Raw genomic sequence first — 14,972 nt, 5'->3', positions numbered from 1 at the left:
CTATTTAGCAAGACTTAGACCGGCTGCAATCCTGCAGCCGCTCTGTTTTTATACCGATCTCAGAGAGCAGATGACAGACCATTACCTTGTTCTCGGTGTCGCGCCGAATGCGACGCTGGCAGATATCAAAAAAGCTTACCGCCAGAAAGCGGCGGAATTCCATCCCGACCGCAATGACTCTGAACTGGCGCCCGCTAAATTTCATGCGGTGAAAGAAGCCTATGATGTGCTGACCGACGACAGCAAGCGCGCGGCCTATGATGAGAACCGGCGCCGTAATTTGCTGGATTCGCCGCTGGAAACCGCCAGCGAAATCTGGAAAGCTTATTTATCAGGAGTATTGCAGTGAAATTGTCCCGTTTTTTTGAGGATTTGATGGCAGTCTATAAGGCTGAAATCGACGATCTGAAATCTGATTCCGAAGGCAAAAATATTCTGAAGGCACGTTTGCGCGAAAAGGCGGAACAACTGCCTTTGCTGTTGCCTATGATGGAAAGCAATCCCGAAATGCTGGCCTCGGCCTTCCATCAGGGTTTTATTTTTCTCAATCCGCTCGCACTGGAAGCGCTGACTGCCAAAGAGCAGGCCAGTTTGCCGGCCTGGAAAACACTGATCGCTGCGGTCAGATTAGAGCCTTGGGCCGAGCCATTGGCGAAAGTCGTGCAGACCGAAGCTGCCGGTGACCGCTTTCTGGTGACTGCCGCGGTGCTGGAGTACTTGCTGCGTGGTGCCCAGAGCCGACGCGCAGGCAGCGCTGCAGATGCGAATGATGATGCGGATAATGATGAGCACGATGAGGAATCTGACGACCGCGAAAACGGCGACCTCGATGGTCAGTACGGACGTCACGGCCGCGACGATGGCGATGATGGCGATGATTATGATCTGGGTGAGGCAGGGGCTGACTGGCTGGCCGAACAAGGCTTTGACCGTAAAGATTAAGGAAAACTGAGTATGACTTTACCTGCAGTTATTGAAGCGCAGAGTTTGATTTTGGCCGGCGACATTGCCGGTGCCGAATTCGCGTTGGCGAATATCGCGGAAACCCATGGCGACAAGGCTTTGGTCGCGGCGCTGGACGATTTGCCTGCCAAGGATTTGCTGGCAGTGATACGTGAATACGATGCATCCAAAGAGTCGCTGGTGAATCTGGTGGTCACGCCTGAACAATTCGCTCAGGCAGTGGTACTGGAGCGTCGTTATGGCGATCAGACCCATGAGCAATTGCGCGGCATGATCAACTCCGTCATTTTCCGTGATGGTGCCGATCCGGCGGAATTTTTGTATGAAATCGCAGAAGTTGACGGCGGCTACGACGCGCTGGTGGATTACCTGCTCGACCGTACCCAGATGGTCGAACATTTCTACAAGTATGCGACCTTTGATCTGTACGAATACGGTGACGGTGAGCGTACTGCCGCACGTGAAGACGATCTGATGAATCTCGATCATGATAACGAGGGTCTGGCATCGCCTTTGGATATGGCGAACCTGGAAGATCATGACTGGATGCAGGTGACCTATATCCTGCGCTACGAATTGCCAGAAATTTTCCGTGAAGTGCTGATGAAACTGCGTGCACGTTATAAGACTTATCTGGCGAATTTGCAAAGCGATGATCCGGAAGCAGCGGCCGCTGAGGGTGAGCCTGAAGAAGCACCGAAAAACAATGATGACGGTGATGATGACGATGAGGAATCCGCACTGTAACAGGCGGATCGCAGACAGGGCTCGCCTGGCGGGCCCGCTCCCTGAAATGCAGAGCGCGGATGACGTCTTCTGCATTTTTTATGGGCCCATCAGTCGTGCACGGCGTAGCTAGTCTGTGTGCGGCTTTTGATGTTATCTCTGGAATTGAAGGAAATAAGCCACATGAGCGAAATAAGCAGCAATTTTGAGCTTGCGGTACTCGATCAGCGTCCGTTTTTTGAAACCGCCTTGCGCTATGGCGTGCAACGCGCCATCCTGACCAGCAGTAAGATCGCGGCGATTGAAACTGAGGCGCCCAAGGGCATGGTGCAGATCGCTGAAGCGTTTGGCAGTAAATATCTGCGCCCTGAAATTGAACTTGCGCGTAAGCGTATCGTCAATCTGGCGAGTTTGTATCTGCTGGAAACTTCAGGCGGTGATCTGGAGATTGCGGCCAAACTGATGCGGGATAATACTTTCCTGACTTTATCGCGTGGTGGTTCAGGTTTGCTCAAGGCCTTGTTTGCGATGCCGGAATACGCCTTGCTGGGACGCGAAGTCAAGGGCAAGGTCGAGGATTTTCTGGAAGCCTGGTCCTTGCGTGAAAAGCCAGCCGATTACCGTCAGGCTTTGGAACATCGCCAGCAAAATGCATTGGAAATCGAAGCCGGTTTCTGGTTTGGTGAAGTGCTGGGTTTGTCGCGCAGCTATCTGCAGGATGAAGATGCCGAGGCGGTCGGTATCGTGCGCAGCGCTTTGCTGGTGACGGTGTTTGGCGGTGAGGATGGCAGTCTGGAAAATCAGGTGGAATTTGCTACTCTGGTTGATGCCATTCGCAGCCTGACACCGGCAGAACGCGTGCAGGCGATGGAAATGCTGGATATCTCGGAGGTGCCGCAGCAGTTTCATCCGCTCGTAAATCGTATCGTGCAGGAAATCTGTGAGCACGATCTGCCACTGTTTAAAGATAAAAAAACATCGCTGGATAAGCTGGTGTTTTCACTCAAGGATCGCTATTACCTGCGAGATCATGAAATCGAGGATACCTCGGCTTATGATGCGCTGGTGTCTAAGGAATGGACCCGTCTGACCAAGGGTAAAACCGATGTGGACTCGCTCATGACTTTGTTTGTCTGCATCGCAGCAGGTGTCGCGCCTAAAACCAGCCTGCCGGAAAAGAGCGCGAAAAGCATCGTGAAAAAATTCCGCGAACAGGGTTTTACGCATGAGCTGGCTACCCAGTGGATTAATACGGCAGCACCACATGAAAAGCAGGAAGGCTTGCTCGAAGACTGGAATAATTTTATCGAGGAAGCCAATAATTATCTGATGGATGACTGGGACAGCAATTACAGCGGTGCATTGCGCTTCCTGAGTCTGCACTGTCATATCGAAAGGGCAGTGCGTTAATTTGCATTGCTTGTAACATCGTCAAAAAAGGCTGCGCTGGTTGCGCAGCCTTTTTGTTTACATTGAGGATTTTTACATTAAACAATGTTGGTTAAGTTATTAGTTTGATGAATGTTGTTTTGTTTGTAATTTTTCTGTGGTGTATAATTTGATAAATTAAAACCCTAATAAGCTTATTTGCGACTTTCTTATGAAAAAATTCTTACTCTTTGCTTTTGTTTCCACAAGCATTTTTCTATCTGCGTGTGGTGGCGGTGGAAGTTCGGGATCAACTGGTGGGCAAACGGATTTAACTTTGACAATTCCATTCCATACTGCGATGGCTAACATCGTTAACAAAGGAATTTCAGGGGACTTTACTGCTTCTGGCTGGGTGATTACTGCTGGAGTGAAAATACCTCTGACCATAGATGGTGTTTATAGTCGAAGTGCTGCTGCTAGCGCATCACTGAATACCCCAACTGGCCTTCAAAGTTTGCTTAAACAAACTTTGACCATTAAGGGCTCAGGGGTGATGGGCGGAGCTACTTATCCGCTTTCTGGCACATCAGATTATTATTTCAGCGCCGCTAATTATGCGCAAATAGCACTGATTGATTTGAGTAAAAATTATTATTTTACGCCTTATAGTAATCCGGCTTTAGTTCAGGCTGGAGCGTCTGGCTCGCTGGGAAGTGCATCAGATCAACCGCTTACTCAGATAATCACGCAAAGTTATTCTATCGCACCAGATACCAGTTCATCGTTACTAGCGACGGTGAATTGGACCACCAAGTCATCTGCTGGCATGTTAATTGAGGAGTTTTCAACTATTTATAGAGTGGATAAGCTAGGAAATTCTAAATTTGTTGCGATCAACAATAAGTCTTATGATCAAGGCAAGCAAGTGATGAATTTAGATATGGTGTTTAGATAAACAAAGAAGTTTATTCGAAACAAAACGCCCGCTGTGTCATGCAGCGGGCGTTTTTATTTCTGGCGGCGGGCTTAAGCTTATACGCTCAGCTCCAGCACCTGGCGGCTGATGTCGGGTGTGACTTCGCGTTTTTCACCCAGCGCGATCATGCGGTGTGATTCCAGTGCGCTGATGATGGCTGGAATATCGGCGGCACTTAAGCCATAGTCGCTCAGGCGGGTTTTGACGCCCATTTGTTCGAAATAGGCTTGCATGCGGCTGATCGCCTGCTCTATGCGTGCATCTTCATCGCCTTCACGCAGACCCCAGACTCTGTCAGCAAATTGCAGCAGTTTGGCGCGTTTGGCGTCTTTGCGTATCCTGAGCATGGATGGCAGCACAATGGCCAGTGTTTGCGCATGATCCAGGCCATGTAATGCCGTCAGTTCGTGGCCTATCATGTGAGTCGCCCAGTCTTGCGGCACGCCGGTGGAAATCACGCCGTTCAGTGCCATGGTGGCACACCACATCAGATTGGCGCGTACTTCATAATCCTCCGGATTGGCGAGTGCTTTCGGGCCTTCTTCTATCAGGGTCTGCAGCAGGCCTTCTGCAAAGCGATCCTGCACCGGTGAATTGACCGGGTAAGTCAGATACTGTTCCATCACGTGCACAAAAGCATCGACGGCACCATTGCCAACCTGGCGTACCGGCAAGCTAAAGGTTTTGCCCGGGTCCAGCACAGAAAACTGCGGAAAGCAGTGGCGGCTGGAAAACGCCATTTTGGCGTGCAGGGACAGGCGCGTGACGACCGCACCGGCATTCATTTCCGAGCCGGTAGCGGGCAGGGTCAGTACGCTGCCGAAGGGCAGGGCGCGGGTGATATTGTTGCCGCGCTTTTCCAGTATTGCCCATGGATCATCGCCTTCAAACAGCGCGGCAGCTGCGACGAATTTTGTACCATCGATGACTGAGCCGCCGCCAACCGCGAGCAGAAAGTCGATGCCATGTTCGCGCACCACGGCGACAGCTTTCATCAGTGTTTCATAGCTGGGATTGGGTTCTATGCCAGCAAACTCTGTGACGCTGCGCTGTCCTAAGGCTTGCATGACTTCGTCAAACACACCGTTTTTTTTGATGCTGCCACCGCCATACAGCACTAATACCTTGGCTTCCTTGGGAACGACTTTGTCGAGGTCGGCAATCTTGCCTTGACCGAAGAGGATCTGGGTGGGATTGTAAAAGTCAAAATTCAGCATGGGTGGCTCCGGTAGAAATTGCGTGTAAGGGGAGGGCGTAAAACAGGTGATGCCGGGATGCACCGGACTTGTTTTACGTCATTTCCTAAAAACATCCATCTTAGCTGAAATTAGAAAAATCAACCGGTCGTGCGTTTTTATGCGGCGAGGAACAGGAATACCGTCGGTTTTTTATGAAAGTCCGGCGCCTGGTTGGCTGATAATTTCTTCTTCCATTCCGCAGCAGTCAGCGTGCGTATAGCTTCGCTGGCCAGTGTCAGATCGGTAGCGACACAGATCAGCGTCGACGGCTGGCATTGCGTTGCCAGTGCTTCCAGCATGGCAGCATTGCGGTAAGGCGTTTCTATCAGCAACTGCGTTTGTTTTTCCTTGCGTGAACGGTCTTCCAATTCTTTGATGCGTTTGGCACGCAATGCGGCGTCAGTCGGCAGATAACCATGGAATGCAAAACTCTGTCCGTTAAGGCCGCTGCCCATCAGTGCCAGCAATAGCGAAGACGGGCCGACCAGCGGGCGTACCGCAATGCCCTTACTATGCGCCAGTCTGACCAGATTGGCGCCCGGATCGGCCACGGCAGGCACACCAGCCTCAGAAATCAGGCCCACATCATGCCCTTGCAACAGGGGTTGCAATAAGCCTTCTAATGCCTGCGACGGGGTATTGATATTCAATTCCTGAATCTGAATTTCCTGCATGGCCAGTCGCAAAGGATGTTGCTGCGCCAGGAATTTCAGGTAGGCGCGCGTGGTCTTGGCATTTTCTGCGACCAGATAGCCGAGTTGCGAAGACATCTGCTGCACCGCTTCGGGAATAATATTGCTCAGCAGGCTGGATTGTTGTGTCTCGCACAGGCCCAGGGTGTTGGGAATCAAAAATAAGGTGCCGGTTTTCGTCATAGGGATGAGTATTCTTTGGATATTTAGGTATTCGGGAGCGGCTGGTTTGCAGCTGGCAGAGTTCAGCGAAAGAAGCGCACGCCGGCATGCCGCAGCATATCCGTCAGGGCGATCAGCGGCAGGCCGGTCAGTGCAGTCGGATCATCACTATGGATCGCAGACAGGATACTGATGCCCAAGGCTTCATTCTTAGCGCTGCCTGCGCAGTCGTAAGGCTGTTCCAGGTGCAGATAGGCATCCAGTTCTGCGTCACTGAGATCACGGAATTGCACTCTGGTTTGCACATTGCGTAATTGTAAAGGCTGGGGTGCATCCTGTCTGCTGTCGAGCAGGCATAGCGCGGTGTGGAAAATCACTTCACGCCCTCGCATTAACTGCAATTGCTTGAGCGCATTGGCATGATTGCCCGGTTTCCCAATTTGCAAGTCGTCCAGCGTGGCAACCTGATCTGAGCCGATTACTAAGGCCTCAGGGTGAAGGCGGGCGATGGCCTGGGCTTTTTGTTGCGCCAGGCGCAAGGCGGTATCGGCCGGACCTTCCCCGGGCCTGGGCGACTCATCGATGTCAGGCGCGATACTCAGAAATGGTAGTTGCAGTCTGGATAGTAATTCTTTGCGGTAAGCAGAGCTGGAAGCCAGTATAATTGTCGGGTTTATCATCGTTGTTGGCTGGCGTTGGAAAGTGTCAGAGATGCTGCGCTGATGCCGGGTCAGGCTTTGCTTGCGTGCCGAACAGTAAAAAAGCACTGCAAGCATATGATTTTTCTGAAAAAACCATTGTGACCTTTGACTAAGAAGCGCAAGTGCTGTTATTATCGCAGGTTTTCTGGGTTCAAATAATCCTATGCAAGCTTTTGTGATTGACGCTTTCACGTTTTGCCGGCTCGAAGAGCAGCGTTCTGGAAGCATACTGGTCGCAGATTTACCCCGTCTGGCTGAGGAATGTGCAGGCACCGAAGGGAGTCTGAATTGGTCTCTGACTGGCGGAAAAGATCAGCTGGGGCATCCCCGCCTGATACTGAGTGTGACTGGTAGTGTGAATCTGAATTGCCAGCGTTGTCTGGCTCCATTTGCATATGAGATAGACTCAGAGTCTGTATTGATACTCGCCAAAAACGAAGAAAATGCTGATGAAATTGAGGCATTGCTTGAAGATGACGAGGTCGATGTTGTAGTGGGCAGTAAAGCGTTCAATATCATGGATTTGATAGAGGATGAGGCGCTGCTGGCAATACCCCAATCGCCCAAACATGCAGTATGCCCGGATGTATCGTTGGCTTCAGCAAAATCTACTGCAGGGATTGACGCAGAAGTCGGTAAAAAAGAATCGCCGTTTGCCGTGCTGAAGACAATAAATGGGCGTACCTAGTGGCATTATTCTGAAAAAACACTCAGGTCGAAGTATTGTTAGGGATTCTTGGTTGGCGATGTTCGCATTGCGATGTGTGCATTCTTTAGCCAGGTGTGTAAATTTTTAGAAACATTTTTTGAAGTATTAGGAGTTATCATGGCAGTTCAGCAAAATAAAAAGTCCCCATCCAAGCGTGGCATGCACCGTTCCCACGATTTCCTGACTGCACCACAGTTAGGTATCGAGCCAACAACTGGTGAGACACATCTGCGTCACCACATCAGCCCTAACGGCTTTTACCGTGGTCGTAAAGTATTGAAAACTAAGAACGACGAATAATTCGTTTTCTTGGTAAAAAGAGCGGCGTGACAAGTCTAGAACTTGGCGCCGCTTTTTTTATGGGCAAATTTTTCTGGGATTCATGCTGATGAACAGGTTTTCTTGAAAATTTTGCAGCACCGGTGCCGGTAAAAATCTTGTTTTGCCGGTTTTTTTATTAAATACTTGCAAAATGGCAATGAAAATAACTGAAATAGTCCTCTAATTTGATACACTAGGCGTTTCGGCTTGAAGTTGCGTAATACTACATGACAATAAAAATTTCTATTGACTGCATGGGCGGGGATCATGGGCCTGCGGTTACTGTGGCAGCAGCTGTTGCCTTTGCCAATCGCGAACCGGATGTCGAGTTCCTGCTGGTTGGCCTGGAATCTGAAGTTCAGGAAGAGCTGAAAAAAAACCATGCAAGCAATCATCCACGTCTGAAGGTAATCCATGCGTCCGAAGTGGTTGCCATGGATGACCCGGTCGAGATTGCATTGCGCCGGAAAAAAGATTCCTCCATGCGCGTAGCGCTGACCCAGGTGAAAGAAGGCGCAGCACAGGCTTGCGTATCGGCCGGAAATACCGGTGCCCTGATGGCAGTATCGCGCTATGTACTTAAGACGATGCAGGGCGTGGATCGCCCCGCTATCTGCAGCATGTTACCGAATCAAAAAAACCGTCCCACTTATATGCTGGATCTCGGCGCGAACGTCGATTGCGAACCTTTGCACTTGCATCAGTTCGCGATTATGGGATCAGCCCTGGTTTCTGCGCTGGAAGGCAATGAGCGTCCGACCATAGGCTTGCTGAACGTGGGTGAGGAAGATATTAAAGGCAATGACGTGGTCAAGAAAACCGCTGTCTTGCTGCGTGCCGACCATGAGCGCGGCCTGCTTAACTTCTATGGCAACGTAGAGGGCAATGACATATTCAAGGGTACTACCGATATCGTGGTTTGCGATGGCTTCGTCGGTAATGTGACCACGAAAGCAGCGGAAGGCATGGGGCGTTTTGTAAAAACCACCCTGACCGACGCATTTAAGAGTAATCCCCTCAATATGCTGGGTGCATTGATTGCACGTGGCGCATTGAAATCTATCTCACGTACCATGAACCCCTCTAATTACAACGGCGGCAGCCTGCTGGGTCTGCGCGGTTTGGTATTTAAGAGTCATGGCAGTGCGGATAAATACAGTTACGAGTGGGCGATACAGCGGGCGTTTGACGCTGCAAAAAATGATGTGCTCACCCGTATCTCGACTTCGATGGCGAAACTGATGCCGGTGGCAGACCCGGCTGCGCCTGAATATAACGAACCACTGGTACAAAAAACCGCATGACTTTTTTCAGCAAAATTATCGGTACTGGCAGTTATCTGCCGCCTAAAGCAGTCAGTAATCATGAGTTGACGGAGCAGCTTGCCGCTAAAGGGATAGAAACCTCGCACGACTGGATTTTTTCCCGCAGCGGTATCGCGTCCCGTCATTACGCAGAACCTGGTGTAAAAGCCAGTGATCTGGGTACAGAAGCTGCAAAACGTGCGCTGGAAGCAGCACACATGACTGCTTCTGATATCGACATGATTATCCTCGCGACCTCGACACCGGATTTTCTCGGTGGATTCCCAAGTACGGCCTGTGTGGTGCAGAACAAGCTGGGAATTCAGAATGGTGCAGCGGCGATGGACGTGCAGGCGGTGTGCAGTGGATTTATGTATGCGATGGCGGTAGCCGACAGCATGATTAAATCCGGTGCCCACAAAAACGTACTGGTCATTGGTGCTGAAGTATTTTCGCGAATTTTGAATTTTGAAGACCGTACCACTTGTGTGTTGTTTGGTGACGGTGCCGGTGCAGTGGTGATGTCACGTTCGGAAACGCCGGGCGTGCTGGCGACCAAGCTGCATGCCGATGGCAGCTATCAGGATATTCTGTGTGTGCCAGGGAATGTAGAGCAGGGTGTGGTAGCGGGCAGTGCCTATCTGCACATGGATGGTCAGGCGGTGTTCAAGCTGGCGGTGACGGTGCTGGAAAAGGTGGCGAATGAGGCATTGGAACTGGCTGGACTGCAAGCCAGTGATATCGACTGGCTGATCCCGCATCAGGCCAATATCCGTATTATGCAGAGCACAGCAAAGAAAATGCGTTTGCCGCTGGAGAAGCTGGTGGTCACGGTAGATCAGCATGGTAATACCTCTGCTGCGTCGATTCCACTAGCACTGGATCTGGCCGTGCGTGATGGACGTGTGCAGCCCGGACATAAAGTCTTGCTGGAAGGTGTAGGTGGCGGCTTTACCTGGGGTGCAGCGATCGTCCAAATGTAATGTTGAAGCGCTTGCTGCCTTGGTTTGCGCAAGCGTTGCGGCATGATGAAGTGTTAAAGAAAAAGAAATTTATTTCTATTATTCTATAAAGAGAGACTTAGAAAAATGACCCAATTTGCATTTGTTTTTCCCGGTCAGGGTTCTCAGGCTATCGGCATGCTGAATGGCTTTGCTGATAATCCGGTGGTGCAGGCAACCGTTGCGGAAGCCTCTGATGCACTGGGATTTGATCTGGGTAAATTGATCGCAGAGGGCCCGAAAGAAGCGCTGGACCTGACGACCAATACACAACCCGTGATGCTGACTGCGGCGGTAGCCTGCTATCGCGCCTGGATCGCTGCAGGTGGTGCGGTACCGCGCCTGGTTGCCGGTCATAGTCTGGGCGAATATTCCGCGCTGGTAGCAGCCGGTGTGATCGCCTTTAAAGATGCTGTGCCGCTGGTGCGTTTCCGTGCTCAGGCGATGCAAGAGGCGGTGCCGGTTGGTCAAGGCGGTATGGCAGCGATACTGGGTCTGAGTGATGAAGATGTGAAAGCAGCTTGTGCCGAAGCGGCGCAGGGTGAAGTGGTTGAGGCGGTTAACTTCAATGCGCCGGCGCAGGTGGTGATTGCGGGTTCCAAGGCTGCCGTTGAGCGCGCCTGTGAAATCGCTAAGGCCAAAGGTGCCAAGCGCGCATTGCCTTTGCCAGTGTCTGCACCATTCCATTCCTCGTTGCTGAAACCAGCCTCAGATCGTTTGCAGGCTTATATGGCAGAACTGAATTTTTCTGCACCACAAATCGCGCTGATTAATAATGTCGATGTGGCGATAGTCAATGATACGGTAGCGATCAAGGATGCGCTGGTGCGTCAGGCTGCGAGTCCGGTGCGCTGGGTGGAAACCATAGAGGCTATGCATCAGGCTGGTATCAGCCATGTGATTGAATGTGGTCCGGGTAAAGTATTGAGCGGTTTGACTAAGCGCATACAAGGCGAATTGGTCGGCGAAACTATTTTTGATCAGGCAAGTTTAGAAAAAGTCTTGGAATTATTGAAATGACTCAACCATTAGCAAATCAAGTAGCGCTGGTTACCGGCGCTTCACGCGGCATAGGTAAGGCGATTGCTGTTGCGCTGGCTCAGGCTGGTGCCAAAGTGATTGGTACTGCAACCACAGAATCCGGCGCGCAGGCAATTTCGGCCTACCTCGCTGAAATCAGTCCGGAAGCGGGTAAGGGCGTCGCTTTTAATGTGAACGACGTAGAGCGCTGCTCTGGCCTGGTTGATGAAATTCAAAAAGAATTCGGCAGCCTGTCCATACTCGTCAATAATGCGGGGATTACTCAAGATCAGCTGGCAATGCGCATGAAGGAAGAGGATTGGGATAATGTGATTACCACCAATCTGAATTCAGTCGCGCGCCTGTCGCGTGCAGTATTGCGTGGCATGATGAAAGCTAAGCATGGCCGCATTATTAATATTACTTCCGTTGTCGGCTCTTCCGGTAATCCTGGTCAGATGAACTATGCGGCGGCCAAAGCCGGTGTGGCTGGCATGAGTCGTGCATTAGCGCGTGAGATAGGTAGCCGGAATATCACTGTTAACTGTATTGCGCCCGGTTTCATTGATACCGATATGACTAAGGCGCTCAGCGATGAGCAAAAAGCGGCAATTTTGGTGCAGATTCCGATGGCGAAACTCGGTCGTCCCGAAGATATCGCTGCCGCGACAGTATTCCTGGCTTCACCCGATGCCGGATATATTACCGGTACCACCCTGCATGTGAATGGCGGGATGTACCTGGCTTAAAAATAGGATGCCGGCATAGCCGGATTCCGCTGACTTGATTGTTTACTGTCATTTCAGCTTGGAACGGTTTTGTGCAGGTATCTGGTAGTTTGTTGGTAAAAATTAGACATTTCGCCGATTTTAAGCGGAGTTATGACTAAATAAATTGGGTCTTGCATTTTTTGTCTACAAACCTGCTAAAATGCGCGCACTTTCTGTAGGCCCTTATTTTTGATTTTTTCACTGGAGATACACATGTCCGATATCGAACAACGCGTTAAGAAAATCGTCGCTGAACAACTGGGCGTCGCTGAAGCTGACATCAAAAACGAATCCTCTTTCGTTGATGATCTGGGTGCTGATTCCCTGGATACAGTTGAACTGGTGATGGCGCTCGAAGACGAATTCGAAATGGAAATCCCTGACGAGCAAGCTGAAAAAATCACAACAGTGCAACAAGCGATTGATTACGCAACTGCACACCTCAAGGCGTAATTCATTACCCCGTTTTTAAATCCAGGAGAAGCGCTTGAGTCGTACGCTTAAACGTCGTGTCGTGGTAACCGGTCTGGGTTGTATTTCGCCAGTAGGCAATACAATTTCCAGTGCCTGGGATGCTGTCAAGGCTGGCCAGTCAGGTATTGCCACGATCACCAAATTTGATGCAACTCCCTTTTCCACGCATTTCGCGGGAGAAGTGAAAGGCTTCAATGTCGAGGAATATCTGCCGGCAAAAGAAGCCCGTAACATGGATACCTTCATCCATTTCGGCATTGCTGCCGGGATGCAGGCGTTTCAGGATAGTGGTTTCACTGTCACAGAAGAAAATGCTGATCGCGTCGGCGTGATCGTTGGTTCTGGTATCGGCGGCTTGCCTATGATAGAAGAAACCAAGGAAACGCTGATCGAACGTGGCCCACGCCGCATCAGTCCTTTCTTTGTGCCAGCGTCGATTATCAACATGATTTCCGGCCATTTGTCGATCAAGTATGGCCTGAAGGGCCCTAATCTCGCGATCGTCACAGCCTGTACCACAGGTCTGCATTGCATAGGTTCTGCTGCCCGTATGATTGAATACGGTGATGCAGACGCAATGATAGCCGGTGGTGCGGAATCCACGATTTCCCCGCTGGGACTGGGTGGATTTGCGTCAGCGCGTGCCTTGTCTTCACGTAACGATGATCCGGCAACGGCATCGCGTCCGTGGGACAAAGACCGCGATGGCTTTGTGCTCGGTGAAGGTGCCGGTGTCATGATGCTGGAAGAGTATGAGCATGCGAAAGCACGCGGTGCCAAAATTTATGCAGAAGTCGTTGGCTTCGGCATGAGTGGCGATGCCTACCATATCACTTCCCCTAGCATGGATGGTCCGCGCCGCAGTATGGTCAATGCATTGAAAAATGCCGGCCTGAATGCGGATCAGATTCAATATCTGAATGCGCATGGTACATCGACGCCTCTGGGTGATAAAAACGAAACGGATGCGATCAAAGCTGCTTATGGTGATCATGCCTACAAGCTGACAGTCAATTCCACCAAATCCATGACCGGGCATTTGCTCGGTGGTGCGGGTGGTCTGGAATCTGTTTTCACGGTATTGGCTGTGCATCATCAGCTTTCACCGCCAACGATCAACATCTTTAATCAGGATCCTGAATGTGATCTCGACTACTGTGCCAATGTAGCGAGAGACGTCAAGATCGATTATGCGATGAAAAATTCGTTTGGTTTTGGTGGAACGAACGGCACCTTGATCTTTGCAAAAGTCTGATCGCCTGATACATCTGACTGATGCATAGCATCTACATAAAAGCACTTCATTTCTTCGGAAATGAGGTGCTTTTTTTCATTCAGGGGCCAGGCTGATGCAGCCATCCATCCTTGCTGATCTGAGACCGTCGCGCACTTTGCTGGCATTGGTGCTGGCAATGGCAGTCTGTGCTTGCTTCAGTGTTTGTTATTCATTGTTAATTATTGACTGTCCGCGCCCGTGGCTGATTGCACTGACTATGATTTCAGGTATCTTGCTCGCTCGGCAAGTCTGGTATTGGTGGCGGACCCAGCGAACTTTGCGCGTCGTCGTAAGCAGCGATGGACTTTGCCTGCTGCATGTCTGGTGCGCGCCAGCCTGGTCGTCTGCTCAGGTCTGCACGCTGGGGCCTGCATCTCTGTTCTGGAGTCATCTGGCGGCGCTGGAATTTGTGGGTGAGGATGGTTCTGCACTTTCTTTCTTGCTGCTGCCGGACTCTGCGCCTGTCGCTGTCAGGCGTGACCTGAGACGTGCGCTGATCAGTTTGCAGCAGTTTCAGCAAAAAGAAAGCAGGAAAGTCATGAAACCCGGGAACTTCCCTGAATGAAAGAGACTCTATTGGGGCATAAAGCGGGAAAAATTCCGTGCATACGGCAAGAGACCGGGATAAATACCAGTTGTTCAGAAGAAGAATAGGGATGATTGAGTGACGACAGAGCGCGAGATAGACCAATTGCTGGTCGAGCGCGTGCAGCGTGGAGATAAAAAGGCATTTGAGCTTCTGGTTTCCAAATACCAAAGGAAACTGATGCGGCTCGTGTCCCGGCTCGTCTATGATCAGGCGGAAGCAGAGGATGTGGTGCAGGAGGCATTCATCAAGGCGTATCGTGCGTTGCCGAATTTTCGCGGTGAGTCAGCGTTTTATACCTGGCTGTACCGGATCGGCATTAATACGGCGAAAAACCACTTGGTGACGCAGGGCCGCCGGGCACCGACCTCGACTGACGCGGATGTGGAAGAGGCGGAAGGTTTTGCCGATGCAGAAGGCTTACGCGACATTAATACGCCAGAGTCTTTGCTGGCGAGTAAGCAGATTGCACAAACGGTCAATGCCGCGATGGCGGCATTGCCGGAAGAATTAAGGAATGCAATTACCCTGCGTGAGATTGAGGGATTGAGTTACGACGAGATCGCCGAAGTCATGTTGTGCCCGATCGGTACGGTCAGAAGCCGTATTTTCCGGGCCCGGGAAGCGATTGCTGAGCGTTTACGGCCCATGTTGGGAACCAATCTGGACCAGCGCTGGTAAC

18 protein-coding genes are annotated in these 14,972 nt (G+C 50.9%); 15 read left to right on the top strand and 3 right to left on the bottom strand.

Annotation, left to right across the window (positions count from 1 at the left end; all coding sequences use genetic code 11):
- Positions 1 to 70: 70 nt before the first annotated feature.
- The 5 genes from EYB48_RS02665 to EYB48_RS02645 all read left to right on the top strand — a co-directional run bounded on the left by EYB48_RS02665 (position 71) and on the right by EYB48_RS02645 (position 4,015).
- A complete protein-coding gene (locus tag EYB48_RS02665) occupies positions 71 to 349 on the top strand; it encodes a DnaJ domain-containing protein (protein ID WP_162018720.1) in 279 nt (92 codons plus the stop codon).
- A complete protein-coding gene (locus EYB48_RS02660; RefSeq protein WP_162018719.1) occupies positions 346 to 942 on the top strand; it encodes a hypothetical protein in 597 nt (198 codons plus the stop codon). The genes EYB48_RS02665 and EYB48_RS02660 overlap by 4 nt, the downstream gene beginning before the upstream one ends.
- A gap of 12 nt (positions 943 to 954) precedes the next feature.
- Positions 955 to 1,710 (top strand): hypothetical protein, encoded by a 756-nt coding sequence (locus tag EYB48_RS02655; protein WP_162018718.1) that lies wholly within the window; start codon positions 955 to 957, stop codon positions 1,708 to 1,710.
- Positions 1,711 to 1,872: 162 nt separating this feature from the next.
- Positions 1,873 to 3,099, top strand: coding sequence for a hypothetical protein (locus EYB48_RS02650; protein ID WP_162018717.1), 1,227 nt, complete (start codon positions 1,873 to 1,875; stop codon positions 3,097 to 3,099).
- Between the two features lie 190 nt (positions 3,100 to 3,289).
- A complete protein-coding gene (locus tag EYB48_RS02645) occupies positions 3,290 to 4,015 on the top strand; it encodes a hypothetical protein (protein WP_162018716.1) in 726 nt (241 codons plus the stop codon).
- Positions 4,016 to 4,092: 77 nt separating this feature from the next.
- On the opposite strand, the gene EYB48_RS02640 is transcribed toward EYB48_RS02645, so the two are convergent.
- The 3 genes from EYB48_RS02640 to EYB48_RS02630 form a co-directional block, all read right to left on the bottom strand.
- Positions 4,093 to 5,253 (bottom strand): iron-containing alcohol dehydrogenase, encoded by a 1,161-nt coding sequence (locus tag EYB48_RS02640; protein WP_162018715.1) that lies wholly within the window; start codon positions 5,251 to 5,253, stop codon positions 4,093 to 4,095.
- 137 nt (positions 5,254 to 5,390) lie between these two features.
- Entirely contained in the window at positions 5,391 to 6,149 is a 759-nt protein-coding gene (locus EYB48_RS02635) for an SAM-dependent methyltransferase (protein ID WP_162018714.1), read from the bottom strand.
- Between the two features lie 62 nt (positions 6,150 to 6,211).
- On the bottom strand, positions 6,212 to 6,808 hold the full coding sequence (locus EYB48_RS02630; protein WP_162018713.1) for a Maf-like protein: 597 nt from the start codon (positions 6,806 to 6,808) through the stop codon (positions 6,212 to 6,214).
- Positions 6,809 to 6,992: 184 nt separating this feature from the next.
- Here EYB48_RS02630 and EYB48_RS02625 point away from each other — a divergent pair, with 184 nt between their 5' ends.
- From EYB48_RS02625 to rpoE, 10 genes are all read left to right on the top strand, one after another.
- Complete coding sequence (locus EYB48_RS02625; RefSeq protein WP_202927634.1) at positions 6,993 to 7,517, top strand: YceD family protein; 525 nt, start codon at positions 6,993 to 6,995, stop codon at positions 7,515 to 7,517.
- Between the two features lie 138 nt (positions 7,518 to 7,655).
- On the top strand, positions 7,656 to 7,838 hold the full coding sequence (rpmF, locus tag EYB48_RS02620) for a 50S ribosomal protein L32 (RefSeq protein WP_162018712.1): 183 nt from the start codon (positions 7,656 to 7,658) through the stop codon (positions 7,836 to 7,838).
- Positions 7,839 to 8,086: 248 nt separating this feature from the next.
- Complete coding sequence (plsX, locus tag EYB48_RS02615) at positions 8,087 to 9,163, top strand: phosphate acyltransferase PlsX (protein WP_162018711.1); 1,077 nt, start codon at positions 8,087 to 8,089, stop codon at positions 9,161 to 9,163.
- Positions 9,160 to 10,146 (top strand): beta-ketoacyl-ACP synthase III, encoded by a 987-nt coding sequence (locus EYB48_RS02610; RefSeq protein ID WP_162018710.1) that lies wholly within the window; start codon positions 9,160 to 9,162, stop codon positions 10,144 to 10,146. Before plsX ends, EYB48_RS02610 begins: the two co-directional genes overlap by 4 nt.
- 105 nt (positions 10,147 to 10,251) lie before the next feature.
- Positions 10,252 to 11,184 (top strand): ACP S-malonyltransferase, encoded by a 933-nt coding sequence (gene fabD / locus EYB48_RS02605; RefSeq protein ID WP_162018709.1) that lies wholly within the window; start codon positions 10,252 to 10,254, stop codon positions 11,182 to 11,184.
- A complete protein-coding gene (gene fabG / locus EYB48_RS02600; protein ID WP_162018708.1) occupies positions 11,181 to 11,933 on the top strand; it encodes a 3-oxoacyl-ACP reductase FabG in 753 nt (250 codons plus the stop codon). Before fabD ends, fabG begins: the two co-directional genes overlap by 4 nt.
- Before the next feature lie 234 nt (positions 11,934 to 12,167).
- Complete coding sequence (gene acpP, locus EYB48_RS02595; RefSeq protein ID WP_162018707.1) at positions 12,168 to 12,407, top strand: acyl carrier protein; 240 nt, start codon at positions 12,168 to 12,170, stop codon at positions 12,405 to 12,407.
- A 34-nt stretch (positions 12,408 to 12,441) separates the two neighbouring features.
- Entirely contained in the window at positions 12,442 to 13,683 is a 1,242-nt protein-coding gene (fabF, locus tag EYB48_RS02590) for a beta-ketoacyl-ACP synthase II (RefSeq protein WP_162018706.1), read from the top strand.
- 238 nt (positions 13,684 to 13,921) lie between these two features.
- Positions 13,922 to 14,269 (top strand): hypothetical protein, encoded by a 348-nt coding sequence (locus EYB48_RS02585; protein ID WP_162018705.1) that lies wholly within the window; start codon positions 13,922 to 13,924, stop codon positions 14,267 to 14,269.
- Between the two features lie 99 nt (positions 14,270 to 14,368).
- Positions 14,369 to 14,971 (top strand): RNA polymerase sigma factor RpoE, encoded by a 603-nt coding sequence (rpoE, locus tag EYB48_RS02580; protein ID WP_162018704.1) that lies wholly within the window; start codon positions 14,369 to 14,371, stop codon positions 14,969 to 14,971.
- Position 14,972 lies beyond the last annotated feature (1 nt).

The sequence above is a fragment of the Cognatundibacterium crateris genome, assembly GCF_010078235.1.
Lineage (GTDB): Bacteria > Pseudomonadota > Gammaproteobacteria > Burkholderiales > Burkholderiaceae_D > Undibacterium > Undibacterium crateris.
The sequence above is the reverse complement of the archived record's forward strand: the minus strand, read 5'-3'. Positions and strand labels throughout refer to the sequence as shown.